28 protein-coding genes and 1 tRNA gene are annotated in these 21,590 nt (G+C 66.6%); 14 read left to right on the top strand and 15 right to left on the bottom strand.

The features are described from left to right. Positions 1 to 225 precede the first annotated feature (225 nt). Positions 226 to 519: a putative quinol monooxygenase gene (locus ACT9TC_RS12820; protein WP_458040864.1), complete on the bottom strand. Its 294-nt coding sequence runs from the start codon at positions 517 to 519 to the stop codon at positions 226 to 228. A 1-nt stretch (position 520) separates the two neighbouring features. Continuing rightward, entirely contained in the window at positions 521 to 745 is a 225-nt protein-coding gene (locus tag ACT9TC_RS12815; RefSeq protein WP_458040863.1) for a hypothetical protein, read from the bottom strand. 446 nt (positions 746 to 1,191) lie between these two features. Here ACT9TC_RS12815 and ACT9TC_RS12810 point away from each other — a divergent pair. The 3 genes from ACT9TC_RS12810 (at position 1,192) to ACT9TC_RS12800 (ending at position 3,420) form a co-directional block, all read left to right on the top strand. Then, positions 1,192 to 1,264, top strand: a tRNA-Met gene (locus ACT9TC_RS12810). Positions 1,265 to 1,395: 131 nt separating this feature from the next. Further along, positions 1,396 to 2,304, top strand: coding sequence for an oxygenase MpaB family protein (locus ACT9TC_RS12805; protein ID WP_458040862.1), 909 nt, complete (start codon positions 1,396 to 1,398; stop codon positions 2,302 to 2,304). Between the two features lie 114 nt (positions 2,305 to 2,418). After that, a complete protein-coding gene (locus ACT9TC_RS12800) occupies positions 2,419 to 3,420 on the top strand; it encodes an IS481 family transposase (protein WP_458040861.1) in 1,002 nt (333 codons plus the stop codon). Here ACT9TC_RS12800 and ACT9TC_RS12795 read toward each other — a convergent pair. Continuing rightward, entirely contained in the window at positions 3,417 to 3,863 is a 447-nt protein-coding gene (locus ACT9TC_RS12795; RefSeq protein ID WP_458040860.1) for an ester cyclase, read from the bottom strand. The two genes, ACT9TC_RS12800 and ACT9TC_RS12795, sit on opposite strands and share 4 nt — an antisense overlap. 65 nt (positions 3,864 to 3,928) lie before the next feature. Beyond that, on the bottom strand, positions 3,929 to 4,552 hold the full coding sequence (locus ACT9TC_RS12790; RefSeq protein ID WP_458040859.1) for a TetR/AcrR family transcriptional regulator: 624 nt from the start codon (positions 4,550 to 4,552) through the stop codon (positions 3,929 to 3,931). 56 nt (positions 4,553 to 4,608) lie between these two features. Here ACT9TC_RS12790 and ACT9TC_RS12785 point away from each other — a divergent pair, with 56 nt between their 5' ends. Beyond that, the gene (locus ACT9TC_RS12785; protein WP_458040858.1) at positions 4,609 to 5,550 is read left to right on the top strand and encodes an SDR family NAD(P)-dependent oxidoreductase; all 942 of its coding nucleotides are present in this window, start codon (positions 4,609 to 4,611) and stop codon (positions 5,548 to 5,550) included. Between the two features lie 20 nt (positions 5,551 to 5,570). Here the strand turns inward: ACT9TC_RS12785 and ACT9TC_RS12780 are convergent, their stop codons facing one another. Then, positions 5,571 to 6,161: a TetR/AcrR family transcriptional regulator gene (locus ACT9TC_RS12780; RefSeq protein ID WP_458040857.1), complete on the bottom strand. Its 591-nt coding sequence runs from the start codon at positions 6,159 to 6,161 to the stop codon at positions 5,571 to 5,573. Between the two features lie 153 nt (positions 6,162 to 6,314). On the opposite strand from ACT9TC_RS12780, the gene ACT9TC_RS12775 reads away from it, so the two are divergent. Continuing rightward, complete coding sequence (locus ACT9TC_RS12775; RefSeq protein WP_458040856.1) at positions 6,315 to 6,740, top strand: SRPBCC family protein; 426 nt, start codon at positions 6,315 to 6,317, stop codon at positions 6,738 to 6,740. 15 nt (positions 6,741 to 6,755) lie between these two features. Here ACT9TC_RS12775 and ACT9TC_RS12770 read toward each other — a convergent pair whose 3' ends face one another. The 4 genes from ACT9TC_RS12770 to ACT9TC_RS12755 form a co-directional block, all read right to left on the bottom strand. Continuing rightward, complete coding sequence (locus tag ACT9TC_RS12770; protein ID WP_458040855.1) at positions 6,756 to 6,974, bottom strand: three-helix bundle dimerization domain-containing protein; 219 nt, start codon at positions 6,972 to 6,974, stop codon at positions 6,756 to 6,758. Positions 6,975 to 7,069: 95 nt separating this feature from the next. Further along, a complete protein-coding gene (locus ACT9TC_RS12765) occupies positions 7,070 to 7,315 on the bottom strand; it encodes a hypothetical protein (protein WP_458040854.1) in 246 nt (81 codons plus the stop codon). Positions 7,316 to 7,454: 139 nt separating this feature from the next. Continuing rightward, complete coding sequence (locus ACT9TC_RS12760) at positions 7,455 to 7,985, bottom strand: hypothetical protein (protein ID WP_458040853.1); 531 nt, start codon at positions 7,983 to 7,985, stop codon at positions 7,455 to 7,457. A 53-nt stretch (positions 7,986 to 8,038) separates the two neighbouring features. Next, the gene (locus tag ACT9TC_RS12755) at positions 8,039 to 8,965 is read right to left on the bottom strand and encodes an AraC family transcriptional regulator (RefSeq protein WP_458040852.1); all 927 of its coding nucleotides are present in this window, start codon (positions 8,963 to 8,965) and stop codon (positions 8,039 to 8,041) included. A 139-nt stretch (positions 8,966 to 9,104) separates the two neighbouring features. Between ACT9TC_RS12755 and ACT9TC_RS12750 the strand changes: the two genes are divergently transcribed. Beyond that, entirely contained in the window at positions 9,105 to 9,842 is a 738-nt protein-coding gene (locus ACT9TC_RS12750) for an SDR family oxidoreductase (RefSeq protein WP_458040851.1), read from the top strand. Positions 9,843 to 10,000: 158 nt separating this feature from the next. On the opposite strand, the gene ACT9TC_RS12745 is transcribed toward ACT9TC_RS12750, so the two are convergent. Together ACT9TC_RS12745 and ACT9TC_RS12740 are read right to left on the bottom strand one after the other, a co-directional pair. Beyond that, positions 10,001 to 10,492 carry a DUF6326 family protein gene (locus ACT9TC_RS12745; protein WP_458040850.1) on the bottom strand — a complete coding sequence of 164 codons (492 nt, stop codon included), beginning with the start codon at positions 10,490 to 10,492 and terminating at the stop codon, positions 10,001 to 10,003. 40 nt (positions 10,493 to 10,532) lie between these two features. Continuing rightward, a complete protein-coding gene (locus ACT9TC_RS12740; protein ID WP_458040849.1) occupies positions 10,533 to 11,546 on the bottom strand; it encodes an NAD(P)-dependent alcohol dehydrogenase in 1,014 nt (337 codons plus the stop codon). Between the two features lie 131 nt (positions 11,547 to 11,677). Between ACT9TC_RS12740 and ACT9TC_RS12735 the strand changes: the two genes are divergently transcribed. The 4 genes from ACT9TC_RS12735 to ACT9TC_RS12720 all read left to right on the top strand — a co-directional run bounded on the left by ACT9TC_RS12735 (position 11,678) and on the right by ACT9TC_RS12720 (position 15,469). Further along, complete coding sequence (locus tag ACT9TC_RS12735) at positions 11,678 to 12,340, top strand: DUF2306 domain-containing protein (protein WP_458040848.1); 663 nt, start codon at positions 11,678 to 11,680, stop codon at positions 12,338 to 12,340. Further along, positions 12,318 to 13,481, top strand: a complete 1,164-nt coding sequence (locus ACT9TC_RS12730) for a sensor histidine kinase (RefSeq protein WP_458040847.1) — start codon at positions 12,318 to 12,320, stop codon at positions 13,479 to 13,481. Before ACT9TC_RS12735 ends, ACT9TC_RS12730 begins: the two co-directional genes overlap by 23 nt. After that, positions 13,478 to 14,131, top strand: a complete 654-nt coding sequence (locus ACT9TC_RS12725; protein WP_458040846.1) for a response regulator — start codon at positions 13,478 to 13,480, stop codon at positions 14,129 to 14,131. Before ACT9TC_RS12730 ends, ACT9TC_RS12725 begins: the two co-directional genes overlap by 4 nt. Positions 14,132 to 14,218: 87 nt before the next feature. Then, on the top strand, positions 14,219 to 15,469 hold the full coding sequence (locus ACT9TC_RS12720; protein ID WP_458040845.1) for a serine hydrolase domain-containing protein: 1,251 nt from the start codon (positions 14,219 to 14,221) through the stop codon (positions 15,467 to 15,469). A gap of 27 nt (positions 15,470 to 15,496) precedes the next feature. Here the strand turns inward: ACT9TC_RS12720 and ACT9TC_RS12715 are convergent, their stop codons facing one another. The 3 genes from ACT9TC_RS12715 to ACT9TC_RS12705 all read right to left on the bottom strand — a co-directional run bounded on the left by ACT9TC_RS12715 (position 15,497) and on the right by ACT9TC_RS12705 (position 16,853). Then, positions 15,497 to 15,889: an HNH endonuclease gene (locus tag ACT9TC_RS12715; RefSeq protein WP_458040844.1), complete on the bottom strand. Its 393-nt coding sequence runs from the start codon at positions 15,887 to 15,889 to the stop codon at positions 15,497 to 15,499. Positions 15,890 to 15,979: 90 nt separating this feature from the next. After that, positions 15,980 to 16,246, bottom strand: a complete 267-nt coding sequence (locus ACT9TC_RS12710; protein ID WP_458040843.1) for a hypothetical protein — start codon at positions 16,244 to 16,246, stop codon at positions 15,980 to 15,982. Between the two features lie 187 nt (positions 16,247 to 16,433). Next, positions 16,434 to 16,853 carry a hypothetical protein gene (locus ACT9TC_RS12705; RefSeq protein ID WP_458040842.1) on the bottom strand — a complete coding sequence of 140 codons (420 nt, stop codon included), beginning with the start codon at positions 16,851 to 16,853 and terminating at the stop codon, positions 16,434 to 16,436. A 458-nt stretch (positions 16,854 to 17,311) separates the two neighbouring features. Here ACT9TC_RS12705 and ACT9TC_RS12700 point away from each other — a divergent pair, with 458 nt between their 5' ends. Then, positions 17,312 to 18,307 carry a hypothetical protein gene (locus ACT9TC_RS12700; protein WP_458040841.1) on the top strand — a complete coding sequence of 332 codons (996 nt, stop codon included), beginning with the start codon at positions 17,312 to 17,314 and terminating at the stop codon, positions 18,305 to 18,307. A gap of 121 nt (positions 18,308 to 18,428) precedes the next feature. Then, positions 18,429 to 18,656, top strand: coding sequence for an RNA-binding S4 domain-containing protein (locus ACT9TC_RS12695; RefSeq protein WP_458040840.1), 228 nt, complete (start codon positions 18,429 to 18,431; stop codon positions 18,654 to 18,656). Between the two features lie 13 nt (positions 18,657 to 18,669). Here the strand turns inward: ACT9TC_RS12695 and ACT9TC_RS12690 are convergent, their stop codons facing one another. Further along, on the bottom strand, positions 18,670 to 19,326 hold the full coding sequence (locus tag ACT9TC_RS12690) for a histidine phosphatase family protein (RefSeq protein ID WP_458040839.1): 657 nt from the start codon (positions 19,324 to 19,326) through the stop codon (positions 18,670 to 18,672). A 53-nt stretch (positions 19,327 to 19,379) separates the two neighbouring features. Between ACT9TC_RS12690 and ACT9TC_RS12685 the strand changes: the two genes are divergently transcribed. Both ACT9TC_RS12685 and ACT9TC_RS12680 read left to right on the top strand, forming a co-directional pair. Beyond that, a complete protein-coding gene (locus tag ACT9TC_RS12685; RefSeq protein ID WP_458040838.1) occupies positions 19,380 to 20,054 on the top strand; it encodes a TetR family transcriptional regulator in 675 nt (224 codons plus the stop codon). Between the two features lie 215 nt (positions 20,055 to 20,269). Next, entirely contained in the window at positions 20,270 to 21,556 is a 1,287-nt protein-coding gene (locus ACT9TC_RS12680; RefSeq protein ID WP_458040837.1) for a DUF222 domain-containing protein, read from the top strand. Positions 21,557 to 21,590 lie beyond the last annotated feature (34 nt).

Here is a 21,590-nt window from a genome sequence, read left to right as displayed (position 1 = left end):
ATCAAGTCTAGGCGGGCGCGCCGACACCGCCGCGGGTCGGGTCGGCGTCCCCCGAGCACGACGCGACACCTCGACAGGCTCAGCGACTGCGGTGCATCGCCGACTTCGCGCTGGTGCCGATCTCCCTGACGCCCCTCGGCAAGACGATCGTCGACACCCGCCGCCGCGCCTTTGACACCGCCAGACAACAACACAGTCCGCGCTGCAATGCAACGCCGTTCTGGTCTAGGCGCGGATGACGAAGTTCTCGGGGATCGGTGGCGCCGCCAGCGCCTCGCCGAGCCGCGGGATCGCACCCTCCGGCGTCGCGCGGAAGGCGCGATACGCGTCCTCGGAAGCGCGGTCCGTCCAGATCTCGTACAGCGTCCAGGTATCGGGATCGGAGTCGTCGAGAAGGATGTCGAGCCGCTCCAAACCGTCGAACGCCCGAGTCGCGCGCAGCATGTCATCGACAAGGGCCGGGATCTCGTCCCGCACCTCGGGCCGGAACGTGAATCGGACGATACTCGCGACGGCCATGTCAGTGGGTCTGGTCGCCGGGGTACTCGAGGCTGATTGTCTCGGCCGGGACGTCCAGCGCCTTCGCCAACATTCCCGTCATGACGACCTTGGGAACGAGGCAGTCGCTGCAGACGCCCTCGCCGGCCGTGATAACGGCGTTCGTCCGGTCTTGATCGGTCTCCACGGACAGCGTGTAGCCGTCCACCGAGAGCATCTTCTGCAGGTCATCGAGTGTGGTGGTCATGTTCTTTCCTGACTCCGAGAAAGTGAACGAGGATCCGGCCTCGCGGTCCGAGTCCTCTTCTATGAGGTCGTCCTCTATTAGGCTCCCCGGCGCCCTCGCACAGCCAAGAGCTTTCCGGCTGGTGGAAGACTACGTCCGAGACCCAGGGCCAGGCCTCACGCCGCGCTCGGCGGTCGTCCCATCGCGGAGGCTTGAGCTCGTGGGGCTGAGCCCGGACACCCACCTGCGCCGGCGACCCCCTCGAGCTCTCGGACGGCCAGGCGCAGCGGGTCGCGATCTCGCGCGGCGGGCCTGTCATTTCCCGCTCGACGCGGTGCCGACCGTGTCCGTCGATACGCTGCGCGCGGCGATTCTCGAGCCGTCGCTCGCGTCATCCGCCGTCGCATCGCGAAACGGGACGTAAGACTCGGGACAGGAGGATGCGGGGCCCGCTACGTTGGCGGTATCGCGGCGATCCGGGTGGTCCCGGGCACCGGTTCATACCCGGTCGTGTTGTGGGTTCGACTCCCGCCGTCGCGTCTACTTCGAAGGGCCCGAGAACCCGGGAATCACGCGAATCTCGTGCGTACTCATTCTCGGCCAAAGAGTTCGGCCCACCTCGCTGGCGCTCTTTTCGCCCCGTCGCCCCAAGCCCGTGGCACGCTGGAACTATGAAACGTCCCCCACTTCGCGCGCGGCTGCTCACCGCGCTCGCGGGTGATCCGGACGGCACGCCGCGATGGGTGCGTGAGCTCGCCGACGGCGCCGACGACGGGTACTTCCCCGACGGGGGCGCGGCATGGACGGTCCACGCGGGAACCGCGACCTTCGTCGCCGGCATCCGGGCGCTACTCATCCAAGCTCTTCACCCCGGCGCGATGGCCGGCGTGCACGACTTCTCGCGCTACCGCGAGGATCCGATCGGTCGCCTGACCGGCACCGTGCGCTGGATCATCTGCGTCACGTACGGCTCGACGGCGCAGGCGCAGCAGGAGACGGCGCGTGTCGGCCGGATGCACGAACGAGTCGCGGGAACCTACATGACGGGTGCCGACCCTCACACCTATTCGGCGTCGGACACCCGTCTCGTGGAATGGGTGCATCTGGCGTTCACGGAGGCGTTCTTGGGCGCGCACGAGCGTTGGGGCGGTCCGATTCCCGGGGGCGCCGACGAGTATGTGCGCGAGTGGGCGACGGCGGGGCGCCTGATGCGTCTGGAGAATCCCCCCGAGACCGAGGCCGATCTGCGCGAGAGGATGCGCGAGTTCTTGGTCAGTGGAGAGCTCCGCCGCGACGAGCGCGTCGACGAGGTGGTGCGGTTTTTGCGTGACGTTCCCTTCACCGGTTCGATGCGAATTGCTTATCGCGTGCTTTTCGCCGCCGCTGTCGCGAGCCTGCCGCGGCCGTACCGACAGCTGCTCGGTGTGCGCCGAACGGTCCTGCCCGTCGTGACCGCGACGCGGCTCGTGCTCTCGGTATCGCAACGTGCCCTCGGCTCGGGTCCTCGCGCACAAGATTTTGCTCGAGAACGGCACCGCCGCCTTGCGGCAGGGCGGGCCGGGGTCCATCCCGCAGGGTGAGCTTGACCCCCGCTAGCTGTACTTCCTCGGCAGGTTGTGAACATCTGAGGTAGGCGAAGACCTCCGGGCAGGATGTGGGTTACCACACTCACCATCCTGACCACGGAGGTCTTCGTGACTCACGCTAACGCGCCCTTGACTCCAGAGGGGCGTCGCCGTCTTGCTGTTCTCATCGTTGACAAGCGGTGGCCGTTGCGGCGGGCCGCGGAGCGGTTCCAGTGTTCGCCCGCGACGGCTAAGCGATGGGCGGACCGTTACCGGTCCGGGCTGCCGTTGATCGACCGCAGCTCGAGACCGCAGAGATCACCGAACCGGCTTCCGCAGAGGACGGAACGGCGGATCGTCGCGTTGCGGTTCACCCGCCAGTGGGGTCCGCACCGGATCGCGTATCACCTGCGGCTGCACCGCTCCACGGTCGGACGAGTCCTCGACCGCTACGGGATGCCGAAGCTGGCGTACATCGACCAGTCCACCGGGCTCCCCGTCCGCAAGCCCACACCGAAACGCTACGAGGTCGCCGCGCCCGGCCAGCTCGTCCACGTGGATATCAAGAAGCAGGGCCGGATTCCCGACGGTGGCGGGTGGCGTGTCCACGGCCGCGGATCCACCCAGGATCGGAAAGCCGGTGTCGCCCGCGACAAAGCCGCCCGCGCAGGAGCGGCAGGCTCACGCGGCTACCGCTACCTGCACCACGCCGTCGACGACTACTCCCGGGTCGCGTACTCGGAGATCCTCGACGACGAACGCAAAGAGACCGCCGCCGGTTTCTGGGAACGCGCCAACGCATTCTTCACCGGCCTCGGCGTGACCGTTACCGCCGTGATGACCGACAACGGCTCCTGCTACCGCTCCCATGCCTTCGCCGCCGCGCTCGGCGACGGCATCAAACACAAGTGGACCAAGCCCTACCGCCCACAGACCAACGGCAAAGTGGAACGCTTCAACCGCACCCTCGCCACCGAATGGGCCTACGCGAAGCCCTACGCCAACGAAGCCGAGCGCGCCGCCGCCTACGACACCTGGATCCATCACTACAATCACCACAGACCCCACACCGGCATCAGCGGCCAAACCCCCTCAGCCCGCGTTCACAACCTCACGGGGAAGTACAGCTAGCTCCCGACCTGGAGTTGGGTCATGAGGTCAAGCGTGTCGGCGTTAAGCCAGTATTCAGCGACCTGATCGTTTGCGATGCGCAGGATGTCGGTGCCGTGAAACGTCACCTCGCTGCCGACGGGTGCTCCAGCTCCCGGGATGCCGCCGCCGTAGTGTCCAGCGTCGACCCAGCGAACGACAATGTGGTCAGTGTCGACGATCGGTCCGACCTCGACGGAGAAGGTGAGGTCGGACATGAGGGCACGCATCTGGGCGACGAGATCCTTCATCCCGGACACTCCCCCGACAGCGCTGCCGTCGCCGCCGTCGAACATGGCGGCGTGAACGCGATTGTCTTCGGCGATGATGTCACCCGCAATATCGAGGTCACCGTTCCACATGCTGACCCACTTCGAGACAAGGGAATTGGCGGCATCTCTCCCGATGCTTTCCGAGTTACTCATGGTGTTCCTCCCGTATTGGTGGTTCGTGCGAGTTCGGTCACAAAGGGCTATTGGCCGCGAGCGGGTCAGCTCTGTCGACGAGCGGCGGTCGTGGAGGCTCGGTCAAGGGGGTCGAGCGCCGAGTCGAGTGCGGCTTCCAGCGGCCATGCGGCGCGTAGCGGCTGGCTCATCACGAGGCCGCCCTGGATAGCAGCGAGAATGACGACGGCTATCCGGACGGGGTCTGCGGAAGGATCGACGTGGCCCGCCGCCTGCATTTTGGCAACGCCCGCGGCGAGCGCGTCTCGCCATCCGTCCATGCTGTCGGCAATGATCCGTTCCAGCAGCGGATCGCTCATCGCGGCCTGCGTCGCAAGTGAACCGATGGGGCAGGCCCAACGGCCAAGACCGAGGTAGTACTCGATGAGCGCCTCGCGCCATGCGGTCCACGACTCCCAGGTGCCGAGGTCGTGCAGATGGGGTTCCTGCGCGGCAAAGAGCTGCCCCGCTTCCCACGCGGCGACCTCGCGCACGAGTTCGGCCTTGCCCCCCGGAAAGTAGTGGAACAGCTGACTCTTGCTCGTGAGTGTCGCCACCCGAACGGTGTCGAGAGTCGTCCCGCCGATACCGGAGGCGAGGATCTGTTCGCCGGTGGCCTCGATGATGCGCTGACGGGTAGCCCGCCCGCGCTCGGTGATTTTCGTCTCCACGGTGTGACCCTATCCTCGTTGGACCGATCGGTCCAGTCACGTGATAGGAATGGACCATGAAGTCCAGTGAGCTTTTCTCTCGGGAGCCTTTCGGGGCCGAGTCCACCGCGATCGAGGTCGTCGAGGGCATCGATCTGCGAGGCCGCACCGCCCTGGTGACGGGAGCAACCTCCGGCATCGGCGTCGAGACAGCGCGTGCGCTGGCCGTCGCGGGGGCCACCGTGGTGCTTGCCGTGCGCGACGTCCAAGCGGGAAAACGGATTGCGTCCGAGATCGAACGCAGCACGGGCCCCGACACCGTGCGGGTCGCCGAGCTCGACCTCGCCGATCTGGCTTCCGTCCAACGCCTGGTCGATACGTGGGTCGGGCCACTGCACCTGCTCGTGGCCAATGCGGGAGTGATGAACACCCCCGAAATGCGAACGCGCGAGGGGCGCGAGATGCAGTTCGGGGTGAACCATATCGGTCACTTCGCCCTCACCACGGGGCTTCGATCAGCACTCGCGGATGCCGGGGGTGCTCGCGTGGTTGCGCTCTCCTCGAGCGGGCACGCCGCGAGTGGAATCCGCTTTGACGACGTCGACTTCCGTCGCGACCCGTACGACCCGGGTCTCGCCTACGGACAGTCGAAGACGGCCAACGTGCTCTTCGCGCTGGACGTCACGAGGCGCTGGACAGATGACGGCATCGCCGCGTCGGCGGTCATGCCCGGCGGTGTCTGGACGGGCCTGCAGCGGTGGTGGGATCCGGCGATTCTCGACGACATGAAGCGTCGGTATGTGACGGGGGTCAAGACCACCGAGCAGGGCGCCGCGACATCGGTGTACGTCGCCACTCGCGCCGATCTCGGCCCGGGCGCCCCCGCGTACTGGGAAGACTGCCACCCTGCCGAGGTGGTTTCGCGAATCACCGACGGGCTCCACGGGGTCGTGCCGCACGCGCTCGCTCCGGAGGCCGCAGAACGGCTCTGGGAGCTGACGCTCGAGATGCTCGACTGACAGAGTCTGCGTTGACGAGCTTAGGGAGCCGGATGAGCGGCGCCCGTGTCGCTCCAGTGCGAGAGGGCGACGATGAAACCGTTGATCAGGCGATCGAAGCTCCGGTCGACATCCGCGCTCCATCGAAAGGCGCCCGCGCTCTCGTACGACACGAAACCGTGAAGAGTAGAACGGAAGGCCCGGATCGCGTCGACAGCGTCATCGCCTTCGAGCCGGTAGGCGATGAGCGCGTCCGCGATGACCTGGATCGCCGACAGAGAGACGGCCTCGTCCTCCACATCTCCGGGCGCGGGCATGACGTTCGACGCCTCGTACCGCCCGGGGTGCTCGAGCGCCCACGCGCGGTACGCGTGCGACATCGTCGATATCGCGTCTGCCCCCGACCGCCCGACAGAAGCGCGAGCGAGGACTTCGCCGAGGTCCTTCTTCGCCTGCACCGCGATGTCTCGGTGCAGGCCCGCCATCGAGTCGATGTGGTTGTACAAAGACGGCTGGCGCACGCCGAGGCGCTGCGCCAACCCAGCGAGGGTCAGCTTGCCGAGACCGAGCTCGTCGGCCATCACTGCCGCTTCTTCGGCGACACGGTCGCGATTGAGTCCTGCTCTGCGCATGATTGCCTCCCGGCATCGCTCGTCCGATCCTCACATCAGCCTGTCGGACCTGAATACTATTGTCAATAGTTCTAAGCTATTGACAATAGTTACAGGAGCAGGTCATAGTAGCCAGATCACCTACTCGCTTCCCGGATCGCTGGAGAGACAATCATGAGCATCACTTTCGCTACCACCATCGACATCGCCGCCACGCCCGAGCAGGTCTGGGATGTGCTGTCCGACTTCTCGACCTATGGGGAGTGGAGCAACTTCTCTCGAATCACCGGCGCGCCGAAGCTCGGCACGAAACTGAAGATGCGCATGCCCGGCTTCTGGTTCACGTCCAAGGTCACCGCCGCTACCCCCGCCCAGGAGCTGCAGTGGTCGGCGAAGCTCTTCACCGCCGGACTGTTTCTCGGCGAACACAACTTCACCCTGGTGCGCCAAACGGACGGCACAACGCACCTCAAGAACACCGAGACCTTCTCTGGCGCTCTCACCCGCCCCCTCGAGGGCACGTTCGCCAAGAACCGAAACGAGGGCGGCTACGCCGTCTTCAACCAGGCCCTGAAGCGCCGGGTCGAGGCGGCGGTCTGACTACTCTCGCGGGAGTTAGGCCGCGAGACCGACGGATGCCCTCAACCGGCGAAGCACATTGCGCTCCACGAGCACGGGCACATAGTCGCGCAAGCGGACACCGTCGAACGACTCCAACTCTTCGGCGATGAGAGCCAGGATGTCGTTCTCCGCCGCGTCCGGAAAGCGCCGTTGAAGGCGCTCTGTCAGATAGACGAGCGCCTCGAACTCGGTGCCGGGGTTGGTGCAGCTCACCCCCTATTTTCTCCCAGAACGAGGGAAATGGATCGAAAACGAGTCATGTGGCGGTGGGCCTACCCCAGCGCACACGACGACGTCGGACGAGTGGGCTACCCTCGGCCGTCAAACCCTGCCGCGCGCAGCTCGGTGATGTACTCGCTGTCTGCTGGGTGCAGGTAGTACGCCTCGGATCGCTCACCAGCGTGACTCTCGATGCGCACGGGTGAACCTCCCGCTCCGACGACGGCGTCAAAAGCCTCCGTCGAGAGGGCGGACCCGGGATTGCCGAGAAGCCAGTCCTTGACGGACTTCTCGCAGCGTTCGAACCAGTGCGCGGAGTCGTTGTGCGTTGCCATGGGAGCATCATCCCCGCGGCAGGTTACCGAGCGGTGAAGTCCAACGACCGCGCCACGATCGACCGCCAATCTTTTCCGTGAGCTGCAGCCTCAACATCGCCGTCACGATGACTCGTGCCGTCCCCCACCATCCGCGCGCTTACTCGTCGTCGAAGCTCGCAAGCCAGGTTTTGCAGATGCCCGAGGTGCCCATGTTCGGACCGTGCGGCAGGTTGCCGCTGTCGAGAATCGCCGTCTCCCACCCCTCGAAGCCCGGGACCCCCGCGTTGATCGCACCGATGACGGTCGCAAATTTCGCGTCGGCGTTAGCAATGTCCCCGTTCGCGACGTCCGTCCAGGCGGACTCCAGAGTCGAGCATCCCCACCACCAGTAGGCGGCCGCGTCACCCGCCATGTCTGCTCGATTGCCCCGAGGGAGCGACTCGGGGAAGGAGTAATTGGCGGGGAAATCGTAGGGGAACGTTGCGACCGTTTCGGCATACAACGCCTCGCGATCGGCGAGAGCCGTCTCCCACGGCGCCGGAGTCGAGGAGTCCGAGGCTGCGGCGGCACCACTTTGTGTCGCCTCGGCGGTTGGTGGCGTCTCGACGGAGTCCGGCGACGCGGAGCAGCCGGTAAAGAGGAAAGCAGCCGATACGGCCATCGTGGCGCTGGCTGTACGAGAGTCCATGCCCGAACTTTACGGGCAGGCCCCGATCGACGTGCGATCGCCGCGAGCGTCGGTCAGAGACGCTCGGCTAGGCGCGTGCGGTAGGCAAGAGGCGACTCGCCGAGTTGTTTCTTGAAAGCGGAGCTGAAGGCGCTCTCGGATGAGTACCCGAGGGTGAACGCTAGCGCGCCGATCCGGGTCTCGCGTTTGCGGAGTTCGCGTTGGGCGAGCAGCATGCGCCAATTGATCAGGTAGGCCAGCGGTGGGGTGCCGGCTACGTCGCGAAAGCGTTTCGCAAAGGTGCTGCGAGACATCGACGACGCGCGGGCAAGGTCTTCCAAACTCCAACTCTGCGCGGGTTGCTCGTGGATCAGGGCCAGGGCGGGACGGAGTCGTTCGTCGGTGAGTACTTTCAGCCATCCGGCAGGCATGTCCGTGTCTTGGATGAATCCGCGGATGATGTCGAGAATGAGCAGCTGCCCGTATTGACGAATCGCGAAGTCCGCGCCGACGCGGTGGGCGACGATCTCGGTGAACAGACGCTGCACGTGTCCTCGAAGCTGCGGGGCGACGGCGCTGGATGCTCCGACGTGGGCCACGGGCGGAAGCGCTCGAAGGAGAACCTCTTTGCCGGTGGGGTTGAGATCGACTCGCCCGCCAATCAGGATGTCCACGTCCGCGGCATCGACATCGGAATCTGCGATCGCGGATCCTGCGGATGGCGGGTCTACCACCACGGGTTCGCCGGGCCCGTCTCCGCCCTCGAGGGTGAGCCACGATCGCCCGTTCAACACGGCGACGTCACCGGCAACGAGCTCGAAGTGCGTGCCGACGCCGTCGGTCGTCAGGGTGGCGCGGCCTCGGACGATGGCGATGAATTTGAGGTCGTCCTCAATGAAACTGTGCGTGCGCCATCGGCCGCGGATAGCGGAGCCGCCCGACACGACGCTGCGCACCTCGACGAGGTCGAGTACCTCGGAAAGCCGGTCTATCGCCACCATCTGGACTATAGAGCATAAAAAGCAGACGAAGCATTATTCCAGATACGATCAGCCGGTATCAGGCTGGGGTGGTGGTTCGGATCTCTCGTTCCACGCAAACGCCCGCCGCTCATCGTGTGCGGCATGAAAGGACACCCCCATGACTGACTCCATGATCGCTCTGGTCACCGGCGGCAACAAAAGCATCGGCCGCGAGATCGCCGCCCAGTTGGCGCAACTCGGCCACACCGTCATCATCGGCGCACGCAGTCTCGAGCGCGGAGAGGAGACCGCGGCCGAGCTCCGCGCAGCAGGTGGGAGAGTCACGGCCGTCACCCTCGACGTCACCGACACCGCCTCCGCAGGTACCGCCGCCGATAAAGTCGGGGCCGAATACGGGCGACTGGACGCACTGATCAACAACGCCGGCATCAGCCACCAACCGGGCGCCGACTTCGCCGGACAGATACCCCGCACGGCAGACATCGATCACATCCGCTACGTGTTCGACACGAACGTGTTCGGTGTGATCCGCGTCACCAGCGCCTTCCTGCCGCTGCTCCGAAAGTCGTCATCACCGCGCATCGTCAACGTCTCGAGCAGCGCCGGATCTCTCGCCGCCATCTCCGACTTCGGCAACACCGACCCGATCGCCCTCGGCTATGTACCATCCAAGACCGCGCTGACCGCGGTGACGATGATGTACGCCCGCGACCTCGAATCCGAGAACATCCTCGTCAACGCCGTATGCCCCGGCTTCGTCGCCACCGACCTCAACGGTCACCGCGGTCTTCTCACCCCTGTAGAAGGCGCGCGCTCGGCCGTGACCATGTCGACGATCCCCGCCGACGGACCGACCGGCACGTTCACGGACATCAACGGCCCCGTCGCCTGGTAGTACCATCTCTCGGCGGTGTCGGCCCGTCGCACCCTCGCCGTGCCCTGTGGCAGAATTCTCTATCCTCTGGCCCTGCGACGTCCGTCAACGTCAGTATCCGCGCGAGTAGCAGGAGACCGGGCCAGGAGAGACCGTTCATGGCACTCCCGACTCCAGATTCACACGCGCTGCGGAGCGGGATCGCCATCCGAGCTGGTGGCCAGGCGCGCGGGGTGTGTGGCGCGGGGCCACATCCAGGCAGAGCGGAGAATGAAGGCCAGAAGCAATACCTCAATCCCGATGGCGATGGCGTAAAAGGCGGCCCAGTCCCAGGTTTCCCCCACGGCGTTGAAGGCCGAATAAGGGATGAGGAGCGCCGTCACGACGAGGTTCGTGGCGCGATTCACCCGCGCTGGCAGCGTCATCGAGAGCACCACCATCAGCGCAGGGATCGACACCGACACGAGGAACACCGTCAACAATCCCGGGCTGATGTCGAACTCGAAAACAACGCCATTCAGGATGTCATCGACGACGCCGGGTTTGTAGAAGCCCAGCACATCGACGTAGACGTAGAGGAACATGAAGGTCGTCCACGCGGCGGCGATCTTCGCCTGCACGGGGATCGGTGGGTTCTCGAGCAGTCTCGGGGTGTTCGTGCGGTTGGTCATCGGTTCTTCTTTCGCTTCGTGCGGGCGGGGGGATGGGTCTTCAGGGAGCGGTGACTCGCAGCACGACGTTGCCGCGCTTGCGGCCGGTGTCGACGTAGCGGTGCGCCTCGACGATGTCGGCGAGGTCGTAGGTGCGGTCGATCACGGGCCGGTAGTGACCGGATTCGGCGAGGCGGACGAGGCGGGCGACATCTTCGGCACCGATCGTGTCGACATCCGATGTAACGAGCTTTCCCGTCCTCCGGCTCTGCCCGCGGCTGCGCAGCATCTGTCTCAGATCGGCGATGACGAGCAGAAGTGCCCCGCCGGGAGTGAGGGATGCCTCGACCCGATCGAATTCGGCATTGCCCACGCAGTCGACGATCACGTCGTACCGGGCGCCGTTCGCGGCGAAATCCTGTCGCGTGTAGTCGATGACGTGGTCGGCGCCGAGCGCCGTCACGAGCTCAGTGTTCTTGCCGCTCGTCACGGCGGTCACGTGGGTGCCGAGGTGCTTCGCGAGTTGGATGGCCGCGGTGCCGACGGCTCCGGAGGCACCGTTGACGAGCACGGTCGTTCCCGGGCGGATCGACACCTTCGACAGGAAGCCCAGGGCCGTCGTGCCACCGAACACAAGGGTGACGGCCTCTTCGAAGGTCAGGTTCTCGGGAGCCCGGGCGATCGCACCATCCGCGGGCACGCACACGTACTCGGCGTGGCCGCCGAATCCGCTGCCCATCATCGCGATCACCCGGTCGCCGGGCACAAAGCGAGTCACACCGGGGCCGACGGCCTCGATGACGCCCGCGGCATCCATTCCCAGCACGGGCCGCCTGGGGCGCAAGAATCCGATGCTCAGCGCCGCGAGCATTCCGAGGCCCGCGGGGATGTCTCGGGCCCGAGTCCGGTGATCGGCGATGCTCACTGTGCTCGCGTGCACTCGGATGAGCACTTCGCCGGGCTTCGGCGACGGGATGGGGAGCTGCTCGATCCGCACAACCTCGGGTGCGCCGAAGTGCCGATACACGGCCGCCGTCATGCTGGTCCTAACAGTCGCGCTGGTCTTCGTTGTCATGACTCGATGCTCGCCGCCGCGTCCGCCGTCGGCATCGGGCAAATGGCCGAAACCGTCTCGGCCGAAAGTACGGTCCTGCGCTCGTGCTGCGTACCGATGTGCACCGCGCCTGATCAAACGAGCATCGATGCATGACTTCGACGCGTACTCCGCCAGCGACGCCCGCCCGCACCCGTGGCGCACAGCGTCCCCGCACTGGCTGGCTCGCCATCACGGGGTTCTTACTTCTCAGCGCACTCCCCGTGCTGGGAGGCGCTCTCAGCCTGGGCGAGCTGACCGCAGGAAAAGCGTCGACCGCTCCCCTGATCCCGCTGATAGGCCACGTCGTGGCGATGAGCGTGTTCTGCCTGGTGGGTGCGTTTCAGTTCTCGCCGGCGTTGCGGATACGGCGCACCTGGCATCGCACGGCCGGGCGCGTACTCATCCCCGCCGGCTTCATCGGGGCCCTCTCCAGCCTCTGGTTGGCGGTCTTCTTCGGCGGCCCGGCGGACGAGTTCGCCCTGGCGATGGTCCGTGTCATCTTTGCGATCGCGATGACGGGCTTCCTCGTGATGGGGGTGATCGCGATCCGCCGCCGCGCCTTCGTCTCGCATGGCGCGTGGCTGACGCGCGCTTACGCGATCGCCGTCTCGGGTGGAACGCAAGCGCTCGTCTTCGCACTCTGGACGCTCACCGTCGGCGAAGTCGATACCTTTGGTGAAACCGTGCTGGTTGCCGCGGCGTTCGTGATCAACAGCGTTGCGGCCGAGCTGATCATCGTGAGGCGGGCCCATGCACTCCGCGCGCGCCAATGAGGTGGTGACCGGGCTCATCCGCTCGGTGTGGAATGCGCCGGCGGCCATGCCCGCACCACCGCGCCGCGTGTGGCGCGACGGGGTCTTGCTCGGCGTCGTCGTGGCGCTCGCCGCCGTCGAGGGAGTCGTCAGGACCGACCTCACCCATCCCGTCCTGTCGGTGCTGGGTGTGATCGCGATCGCCCCGACAGTGCTGTGGCGACGCCAGCGACCCCTGCTCATGCTCGTGATCGCCGTCGTGGTGTCGACGCCACTGCAGCTCGTCGAGCCCGATTCGGTGCCCTACACGGCCGTCTTCGTCGTGGTCGTCATCTACGCCCTCTTCCGCTGGGGTCCCGGCCGTGACCTCGTGTTCGGCTCGGGGATACTCCTCGGTAGCCTCGCGCTCGCGTTTGTTCGCGACGGCAGGTTCGACGACCTGATCGGTGGCTTCGCTCTGCTGCTCTCGGTCGCGGTGCTCGGCGCGGTGTTCCGCACGCGCGCGGGGTCCCGCCAGCGCGACCTCGACCGCATCCGGATGCTCGAGCGCGAACACCTGGCGCGTGACCTGCACGACACGGTCGCCCACCACGTCTCAGCGATCGCGATTCGCGCGCAGGCGGGCGTTGCGATGGCGGCGCACGACCCGGATGCCGCGACCGACGCCCTCGGAGTGATCGAGGCCGAGGCTGCCACCACGCTGAGCGAGCTGCGGTCGATGGTGCGCGTGCTGCGCCAGCACGAGTCCGCCGACCTGGCGCCCAGCCCGGGGCTGACTGACATCCACCAGCTCGCCGGAAAGCGGCCGGGTGGCGCGGCGGTCACGGTGCGGGTCGACGGTGACAGTGACAGTGACGGTGACCGCATCCCGCCGCCCGTCGCCGCGGCCGTCTTCCGCCTCGCCCAGGAGTCGGTGACCAATGCCCTGCGCCACGCGCGGCAGGTCACGCGCATCGACGTCGTCGTGAGCGTGGATGACGGCGGAGTGCGTGTGAACGTGACCAACGACGGCGATGCCGCGGTCTCCCCGGTTCCCGGCTTCGGCATCATCGGCATGATGGAACGTGCGGCTCTGTTCGGCGGTGCGTGTCAGGCCGGGCCGGCGCCAGGCGGCGGATGGGCGGTCACCGCCGTGCTGCCTCGTGTTGGATGGGCACCGTGACAATTCGCGTGCTCGTCGCCGACGACCAGGAACTCGTGCGCACCGGGCTCAGCATGATCCTCTCCGCGCAGCCCGACATCGAGGTCGTCGGGCAGGCCCACGACGGCACCGAGGCGGTCGCCCTCGCGCACAGCCTTCGACCGGATGTCTGCCTCTTCGACATCCGGATGCCTGGCCTCGACGGCATCGAGGCGACCCGAGCGATCGCCGGCCCGGGAACCGAGCATCCGATCGCGGTCGTCATCATCACGACGTTCGACCTCGACGAGTATGTGTTCGCGGCGCTGCGGGCGGGAGCGAAAGGCTTTCTCCTCAAGGACGCTGGCTCGGAGATGCTCGCCCAGGCGATTCGTGCCGCCGCCAGCGGCGATGCCCTGATCGCGCCGAATGTCACCGTGCGTCTGCTCGAAGCGTTCGCGGGGGCAGAGCCTGCGGCATCCTTGCCGCAGCCGATCGAGCCGCTCACCGAGCGCGAAGAGCAGGTTCTCGCCAAGGTCGCGAGTGGCTTGAGTAACAGTGAGATCGCGGCCGAGCTGTACATCACGCTGAGCACGGTCAAGACTCACGTCGCGAGTCTGATGACCAAGCTCGGCGCCCGCAATCGCGTGGAGATCGCGATTTGGGCGCACGAGACGCGGCGTAAGCGGTAGCTGTTGATCCCGATGGCCCGGGACGCCCGGACATCGCGCGCCCTCGTCGTCAACAGCGCCGTCGCCGTGACCTGATACCGTCGGCGGATGTGGCGAGCGCGGATGTTGTCCACCGTCGGTGTGCTGGTCACAACCATCCTGGCGCTGTCTGCATGCACCTTCGGGCCGCCCACAGACGACACATCCACGTCGCCCTCAACATCGAGCAACGCCCCGGGCACCGATGCGGTGGCCGACGAGATCCGCGACACGATCACCGAGCGGATGGATGACTGGGGCCTTCGCGCGGTGATCGTGCAGGCCACCCGCGACGGGCAACCGATCATCTCGGAAGCCTTCGGGGAGTCGATGACCGGGGTGCCCGCCACCACCGACATGCACTTCCGCAACGGAGCGGTCGCCATCTCGTATGTGGCGACCGCGCTCCTGCTTCTCGTGGAAGAGGGGACGGTCACGCTCGACGACACACTGTCGGAATGGCTGCCCGACGTGCCGAACGCCGATCGGGTCACGCTGGGGCAACTCGCACAGATGACCTCGGGCTACGCCGACTACCTCTGGGATGCCGAGCTGATTGCGCAGCTGGAGGCGAACCCATTTCGCCAGTGGACGCCGGAAGAACTCGCCGCGTACGGAACCTCGAGGCCTCTGCTCTACGAGCCGGGCACGAACTGGAATTACTCCCACACCAACTACGTGCTGCTGGGCCTGGCGCTCGAGAGGATCACCGGGCAGCCCATGGAGCAGCTGCTGGAGGACCGCGTGCTCGATCCGCTCGGACTCGACAACACCGCAGACCCGGGCACGGCCGAGATTCCCGGCCCCGCGCTGCACGCCTTCACTGCGGAACGCCGCGCCTACCTGGGTGTGCCCGCCGGCACGGGCTTCCTCGAAGACTCGACTTTCTGGAACCCGTCGTGGACCATCACGCGCGGCGCCGTCCAGTACACCGACATCGACGACCTCATCCGCACCGCGCAGGGCATCGGCACCGGAGAGCTGCTCTCCCCCGAGATGCACGAGCGGCAACTGAATCTCGATACCCGGGACATCGCGACCGCGGTCGACGGATGCCCGGCGTGCTTCCCGCACTCCGAGATCTACACCTACGGAATCGGCGTCGTGATGATGGGCGACTGGATTCTGCAGAACCCGATGTTCAGCGGCACGGCGGCCGTCGAGGCGTACCTGCCAGAGGAAGACGTTGCCCTCGCGGTCGTCGTCACGTTCGACGAGAGCGCCTTTGACGAGACCGGCGACTACACCAACCGCGCCACCGACCTGTTCCGGGAGCTGGCGGGCGTCGTATCCCCCGGTTCGGCCCCGCCGACGCGGTAGCGCCTGGCCATCGCGGGCGCGAACCGGTCAGCCGGCGCTACCGACGTCGTCGGACGGCCGGAGAGCCCGCAGAACCTCCGCGTGGCGAAGCAGAAACGTGCGCTCGTCGAGCTTCTTGCGCCGCAGCCATCCGGTCACTTCGTCGTTGCTCTTGCTCGCGTTGCACGACGCGCAGGCAGGCACCACGTTCTCGAGCGTGTAGCGGCCGCCGCGAGAGATGGGCATGATGCAGTCGCGCTGCAGCGCCGGACCCTCTGCCCGGCAATAGGCACAGCCACCCCAGGCGTCGAGCAGATCGGACCACTCTTCGGCGGTCAGGTCGTTGTCTGCGCGGGCGACTCGCCGTTGCCGCCGCTTCGCGTATCGAGCGCGCATGGCAGCGGATGGCTGGGCGGTTGAGAAATTGCGGCGGCGGCGCACCCTCACACGCTAGTTCCGTGAAGGACGAGCGCGGCGGAGCGAAAAGCGCGCGTCGAGGGCCGGTCTCCGAAAGGGCTCCCAACATCGCATCTACTTCTGAGGTTCGCCATCGCTTTCGACCTGCTCATCGAGATACGTCGCCGCGAGCAGTGCCGCTGCGCTCGCGGGATCGAGCGCGAGGATAGTCGCGTCGTCAACACCACGCTCTCGAAGCGCCTGGCGCAGGAAGAGGGGGATTGCCTTCGTGACGTCGGGCGAATCCGGCTTTCCTCGATCAGGGACCACGCCTCTGTTCACGCATGCCCAGAACGCCTCCGCCGTCACCTCGAGCTGGTTCTTGAGGATGTGCGACCACATGCTCGCTGCATAGTCAGTCTTGTCGATGGGCCGGGAGATGCGCGTCCGCAGAATTCGCCCGTCCCAGAGGTCGAGCTCATACGTCCTGTGGTGCGTGACAGGTCTCCCGGTAGCGCCACGGACCAACGTCCACTTTTCGTTCTCGCAGAACTGGTCGTGGGCCTCGCGCGTGGCGGGCGGATGCTTCTCACTCACCGCCGTGCGTAAACCATTCCGCCAATTCGTCGTCCGTAGACAACTTGATCAGCTGGACAAGCGCCCAGTGCTGCGAATGGTTCGGCGCATGCTGCAACCGATCTTCCCAATCCTCCGCGTACTCACGCAAAGTAAGCGCAAGATCGGCAAGCGCACCATCGACATCCGCTCCCTCGGAGACAAACGGTCGCCCCTCCATGAGCGCGACAACACGATCATCATCCGCCAGCAACCGCACACGGGGCGCAACGGTGCTGAAGAAGTGCTCACGAAGGCGGTTCGCTGGCACGACCGCAGAAACCTGCTCGTCGCGACGCACAGTGACAGTGATGCCGCGGGCGTTCGAGTCGAGAACGTCCTTGAGGTGAATCCGAGCTTGGGTAAACGTGGGGTAGTCGACGGCGATCGACATGGCATTTCCTTTCAGCGATGTACACCAGGTACATCGCGTACATACTACTCCCGCAACGTCGACACTCGCTCGCTTGCTCGCTCGCTTAGACGGGCTCGGTGGTGCGAATCAATCCGCAGCTCATGCACGACCACGCGACGAGAAATCGTTCATCATCGAGAATCTCGAACGTGAGCGGGTCGCCACAGGTGGGGCAGGCCCGCGGGTCCGCAGTCCGCGCCATCATGCCGTCAGCCTACGGACACGGCGACGCCGATCGTCATCGTCCGCCGCGGACAGCTCCTGACGGCTGCTGCGCGGGCCTCAGAGACCTGTTGTGAAGCGTGATCAACACGGTGCCTAGTGTAAAAGCCGCTTGAGCCGCGGCGACCCCATCGTTATGGGCTTGTTGCGCGCCGCTCCTCCCGCTCATCTAGCGTCGAAACCGGAGGTGAGTGATGCGACGCAGGGCGACAATCGTGGCGCTCACGCTCGTCGTGGCACTGACCGGGTGCGGCGTCATTCCCGGCGTCGGCCCCGATCCGCGGGTCAACGCGGTTCCGGTGGACGCCGTCACGTGCCCCGAAACCTACGACGACGGATACGCCGAAGCAGGGCTCGTCCCGCCCGATTTCGCGGCGGTCGCGATCCTGCGATGCGACCCCTACGCGTCGTGGCAGGATGCCGACGGCACCTGGTCGGGAGCAGTCCTCGAACGCCTCGAGGGCGACCTCGACCCCGTTCTGGCCGCACTCGCCACACCCAGCGACTCGCTATCGATCGGTGCCTGCACCACCGTCGGATACATCCTGCCGGAGCTGTGGGTCGAGAACGAAGACGGTCTTGTCGTGCGCGTCGCGTTGCCCTCGACCGGATGCGGCGCGCCCAAGTCCGTCGGCCTCAACAGCGCTCTCGACACCCTGACCGTTGTCGAGACAACGACCGCGAGCGCGTCGCTGATGGAATCGGCGGCGGCGACCGCGGCGGGCTGCGCGAGCCAGGCGGGACTGCTGATTCTCCAGGGAGTCGACGGTGATGAGGACCTCTCGAGTGACGAGCACTCGCCTCGCGCCGACGCGAGCGAACACGGCGGCAGCGTGGCGCTCATTCCCGATGAAATGCCCGGATGGCCCGACCCCGCAGCCATCACTGGTGCCCGGGTGTGCACATACGCCGCAGCCCCTGCACGCGAAAACTCACCCACGGTCGTGGGCCCCGACAGCGTTTTCGTCGGCGCGAGGGAGCTGAACGCCACCGACGCGCGGGCGATCGTCGCCGCGGCTCGACGCGCCCCCGCCGCGGCACCGTGTGCCGACAGCGCTCAACAGCTGGTCGTCGTACACCCCGACGTGGTTGGCCCTGATGCGGCACCATTCACCGTGGAGCTCGATGGGTGTCAGCGCCTGGTGGATCCGGCTTTCCGAGCCCGCGTCGCGCCGGCAGAAGTCCTCGCTGCCCTTGTGCCGATGCAGTGATCAGCTGCCCCGACGAACCTCGACCATCCGCTTCCTCGTGACCGCGGCGATCCGCTCGCAAGGCGCGACCTCCGCCCCGCCGTCTGGCGATCTTCTCCCCTCCGTCGGCTAGCCTTCCGGCATGACGAATTCAGCTCCGGTCGACGACATCTCGATCGGTGGCGACATGATCCGCCTCGGTCCATTCCTGAAGTTCGCAGGAATGCTCGACTCGGGCGGACTCGTGAAAGAGGCGATCATCGACGGCTACGTGGCCGTGAACGGTGAGGTCGAGCGCCGCCGCGGACGGCAGCTGCAGATCGGCGACGTCGTCGAGTTCGCCGGGAGCAGAGTCCGCGTTTGCCCGTGATGCGCAGGCGGCGTCAGGACTCCGACGGCACCATCGGCAGCGCGAGTCCGTAGTTCCACGACAGGATGGCGGGCTGCTCGCGGTAGTAGCTCAACACCGAAACCGACCCGGCATCCAGGGTGATCTGGGCGCCGAAACGGGGCGCCATCCGCAGATACACCGCCGTCAAGATGCGCAGGAAATGCCCGTGCGCCACGAGGGCGACATCCCCCTCGACCATCGCCGGCAGCACCCGCGTGAGCACCCGCGACGCGCGCCCCGCGACCTCTTCGACCGTCTCACCGGGGGTCTTGCCGCGGATCACACCGTGCGTGAAAGCGCTCCAGTCGTACCCGAGTTCGGCACGGATGTCTCGGGTCGTTCGCCCCTCGAACCCGCCGTAGTCCCACTCGACCAGGAGGGGGTCGACGTCGGCCTCAAGGCCCGCGAGCTCCGCCGTGCGCCGCGCACGCTCGAGCGGCGAGGTCAGGATCAGCGAGAAGTTGTAGTCCGAAACGAGCTCACCCGCACCGCGAGCGAGATCTTCGCCATGTGCGGTGAGCGGTATGTCGGTCAGACCCGTATGCCTGCCGAGCTTCGACCATTCCGTCTCGCCGTGGCGAAGAAGAACGAGCTTGCCCGTGGGGTTGTCGGGCGCGGGGCGATCGGGCAGCGGATCGTTGATGGGCACACCGCAACCCTAGAGCCCCGGACGATCCGAGACGCGCCGACCCAGCACATCGGATGTCTCGTGACCGACCACCCGGAAAGGGCGAACTGACCCGGCAGCGCATCCGCGGGGCGGCGCTCCGGTCGTTTCGTGACAACGGCTACGACGCGACGACGATCAGGAAGATCGCGGACGAGCTCGGCATGTCGGTGGGAGCCACGAATTACCACTTCCCGTCGAAGAACCACCACATTCAGGAGCTCTATCTCGACGTGCAGGAGGCGCACCGCGCGGCGGCCGAGCCGCTTCTTGCAGACGAAGGTCGCCTAATCGAGCGCCTCCGGATCGTATTCTCGACCGGCCTCGACCAGCTCACGCCGTATCACGCGCACGCGGGCGAGTTCCTGTCGGCCGCCGTCTCGCCGCGCTCGCCGATCAACCCGCTGTCGACGGAGTCGGCCGAGGCTTTTGCGATCGTGGAGGAGCTTTTCGCGGAGGCCGTAGGCGGTGCCGCGATTACCGGCCTGCCCGATGACATCCGCTCGCTGCTCCCTCGTGCGCTCGTGCTCGCACACCTGCTGCTCGCGCTGTACTGGGTCTACGACACGTCCGAGGGCCAGCGTCGCACCCGGAGACTTCTCGATCGGGCTCTGAAGCTCTTCGCACGGCTTGTGCCCCTGACCCGACTCCCCGTTCTGCGCGGGGCGGTACGAGATGCGCTCGCCCTCGTCACCGAGGTGCGCGCGTGAGCGCACAGCGGCCCGACCCGGCGTCAGGTCGGGCGCCGGTCATCCGATTCGATAGAGAACCGGCCTGCGGGCCCGTCTGCTGCATCCCGCGGTCCACGGCCGCGATCTCGAGGCGTCGCGAGATGTGAGAACTCTCATCTCTCCGGTGTGATTTCGGCGTGATTTGGGGGCTTTTCGGGGTTCGGATGTCGGTGGTTGTCCGTAGAGTTTCGAACATGCATTCGAGCTGTGATGACGTCGAAACGACAGGCGTGGACGTGATCGCGCGCGAGCTCGCCGGGGAGGGCATCGAAGCCCGGCGCGCGATGGCGCGTACGGAAGCCGCGCTCGCGCGAGTGTTCGCGAAAGCCGCGCACGTCGGTGCGCGCCGGGTCGCGGAACTGGCGTCCCCCTCGTCGCGCGAAGCCGAGCTGCCGTTCCGTGCCTTGGCGGCAGAACTCGGCGCCGCAATGAACATGTCAGACCGAACCGTGCAACGCCGCATGAACGACGCCGCCGTATTGGAAGAGTCGTTCCCCGCCACGTTCGCGGCGTGGGACGAGGGGCGCGTCAGTGGCGGACATGTCGCGGTGATCATGGAACACGGACTCCCGCTCACCGGCCCGGACGCACGCGCCCTGTTCGAACGTGAAGCGCTGGTGCGGGCCGAGGGGACCACGCCCGGGAGGCTCGGGGCATCGCTCGCGCGTCTGGCCGAGTCGCTGCAGCCGCGCCCGCTCGCGGAGCGTCACAAGCAGGCACGAGCGTCGCGGGGTGCGTGCGTGCGGGACATCGGCGACGGGATGGCCGAGTTCATCTCTACCCAGCCCGCAGTGCTCGCGCATGCGATGCACGACCGGATCACGCAGCAGGCTCAGGCGTTGAAGAAAGCCGACCCGACCGACACGCGAACGTTGGATCAGATTCGTGCTGACCTCGTCGCCGACATGGTGCTCACCACGACGCCCACCGTCGAAACCGGCGCCGGGATGTCGGACGGGTTCGGTGGTCTCGGGACGATTCGCGGGATTGTGAACGTCACCGTCCCCGCGCTCGCACTCGCGGGGGTGACCGACGAGCCCGCCGAGCTGGTGGGCCGATGCCCGATCGACCCGGCTACGGCCCGCCAGCTCGCAGGGCACGCGGCCGGGTGGGATCGGGTCCTGGCTGACCCGATCACGGGATGTGTTCTCGCGGTCGACCGATACACCCCGTCCGCCGACATGAAACGGTTCCTCCGGGCTCGGGATCAACACTGCCGATTCCCCGGATGCCGACAACCCGCCCACCGGTGCGACCGGGACCACACCCTCGACTACGCCCTCGGCGGCGAAACCAGCGTCTGCAACCTGGCGTGCTTGTGCAAACGACACCACACGTTGAAGGGCGAAACGGCGTGGACCGTCCGACAACTCGGCGGCGGAGTCCTCGAATGGACCTCACCCGGCGGCCACGTCTACATCGACAAACCCCCGCCCGCGCTGGTCATCTTCACGCCCTCCTCAGACCCACCGCCGTTCTGAGACACGCGTCCGCCGCGCCCGCTGCCCCCCCCCC

The sequence above is a fragment of the Microbacterium sp. HM-570 genome, assembly GCF_054165885.1.
The sequence above is the reverse complement of the archived record's forward strand: the minus strand, read 5'-3'. Positions and strand labels throughout refer to the sequence as shown.

What these genes read in the sequence shown, in the direction of transcription:
- ACT9TC_RS12745 (WP_458040850.1), bottom strand. Translation starts at nt 10,492, where the DNA reads ATGACCAACCGCACGAACACCCCGAGACTGCTCGAGAACCCACCGATC.
- ACT9TC_RS12740 (WP_458040849.1), bottom strand. Translation starts at nt 11,546, where the DNA reads ATGACAACGAAGACCAGCGCGACTGTTAGGACCAGCATGACGGCGGCC.
- ACT9TC_RS12680 (WP_458040837.1), top strand. Translation starts at nt 20,270, where the DNA reads ATGCATTCGAGCTGTGATGACGTCGAAACGACAGGCGTGGACGTGATC.
- ACT9TC_RS12795 (WP_458040860.1), bottom strand. Translation starts at nt 3,863, where the DNA reads ATGAGTAACTCGGAAAGCATCGGGAGAGATGCCGCCAATTCCCTTGTC.
- ACT9TC_RS12760 (WP_458040853.1), bottom strand. Translation starts at nt 7,985, where the DNA reads ATGGACTCTCGTACAGCCAGCGCCACGATGGCCGTATCGGCTGCTTTC.
- ACT9TC_RS12735 (WP_458040848.1), top strand. Translation starts at nt 11,678, where the DNA reads ATGACTTCGACGCGTACTCCGCCAGCGACGCCCGCCCGCACCCGTGGC.
- ACT9TC_RS12815 (WP_458040863.1), bottom strand. Translation starts at nt 745, where the DNA reads ATGACCACCACACTCGATGACCTGCAGAAGATGCTCTCGGTGGACGGC.
- ACT9TC_RS12805 (WP_458040862.1), top strand. Translation starts at nt 1,396, where the DNA reads ATGAAACGTCCCCCACTTCGCGCGCGGCTGCTCACCGCGCTCGCGGGT.
- ACT9TC_RS12775 (WP_458040856.1), top strand. Translation starts at nt 6,315, where the DNA reads ATGAGCATCACTTTCGCTACCACCATCGACATCGCCGCCACGCCCGAG.
- ACT9TC_RS12780 (WP_458040857.1), bottom strand. Translation starts at nt 6,161, where the DNA reads ATGCGCAGAGCAGGACTCAATCGCGACCGTGTCGCCGAAGAAGCGGCA.
- ACT9TC_RS12730 (WP_458040847.1), top strand. Translation starts at nt 12,318, where the DNA reads ATGCACTCCGCGCGCGCCAATGAGGTGGTGACCGGGCTCATCCGCTCG.
- ACT9TC_RS12705 (WP_458040842.1), bottom strand. Translation starts at nt 16,853, where the DNA reads ATGTCGATCGCCGTCGACTACCCCACGTTTACCCAAGCTCGGATTCAC.
- ACT9TC_RS12820 (WP_458040864.1), bottom strand. Translation starts at nt 519, where the DNA reads ATGGCCGTCGCGAGTATCGTCCGATTCACGTTCCGGCCCGAGGTGCGG.
- ACT9TC_RS12750 (WP_458040851.1), top strand. Translation starts at nt 9,105, where the DNA reads ATGACTGACTCCATGATCGCTCTGGTCACCGGCGGCAACAAAAGCATC.
- ACT9TC_RS12710 (WP_458040843.1), bottom strand. Translation starts at nt 16,246, where the DNA reads ATGTGGTCGCACATCCTCAAGAACCAGCTCGAGGTGACGGCGGAGGCG.
- ACT9TC_RS12695 (WP_458040840.1), top strand. Translation starts at nt 18,429, where the DNA reads ATGACGAATTCAGCTCCGGTCGACGACATCTCGATCGGTGGCGACATG.
- ACT9TC_RS12685 (WP_458040838.1), top strand. Translation starts at nt 19,380, where the DNA reads ATGTCTCGTGACCGACCACCCGGAAAGGGCGAACTGACCCGGCAGCGC.
- ACT9TC_RS12785 (WP_458040858.1), top strand. Translation starts at nt 4,609, where the DNA reads ATGAAGTCCAGTGAGCTTTTCTCTCGGGAGCCTTTCGGGGCCGAGTCC.
- ACT9TC_RS12720 (WP_458040845.1), top strand. Translation starts at nt 14,219, where the DNA reads ATGTGGCGAGCGCGGATGTTGTCCACCGTCGGTGTGCTGGTCACAACC.
- ACT9TC_RS12765 (WP_458040854.1), bottom strand. Translation starts at nt 7,315, where the DNA reads ATGGCAACGCACAACGACTCCGCGCACTGGTTCGAACGCTGCGAGAAG.
- ACT9TC_RS12755 (WP_458040852.1), bottom strand. Translation starts at nt 8,965, where the DNA reads ATGGTGGCGATAGACCGGCTTTCCGAGGTACTCGACCTCGTCGAGGTG.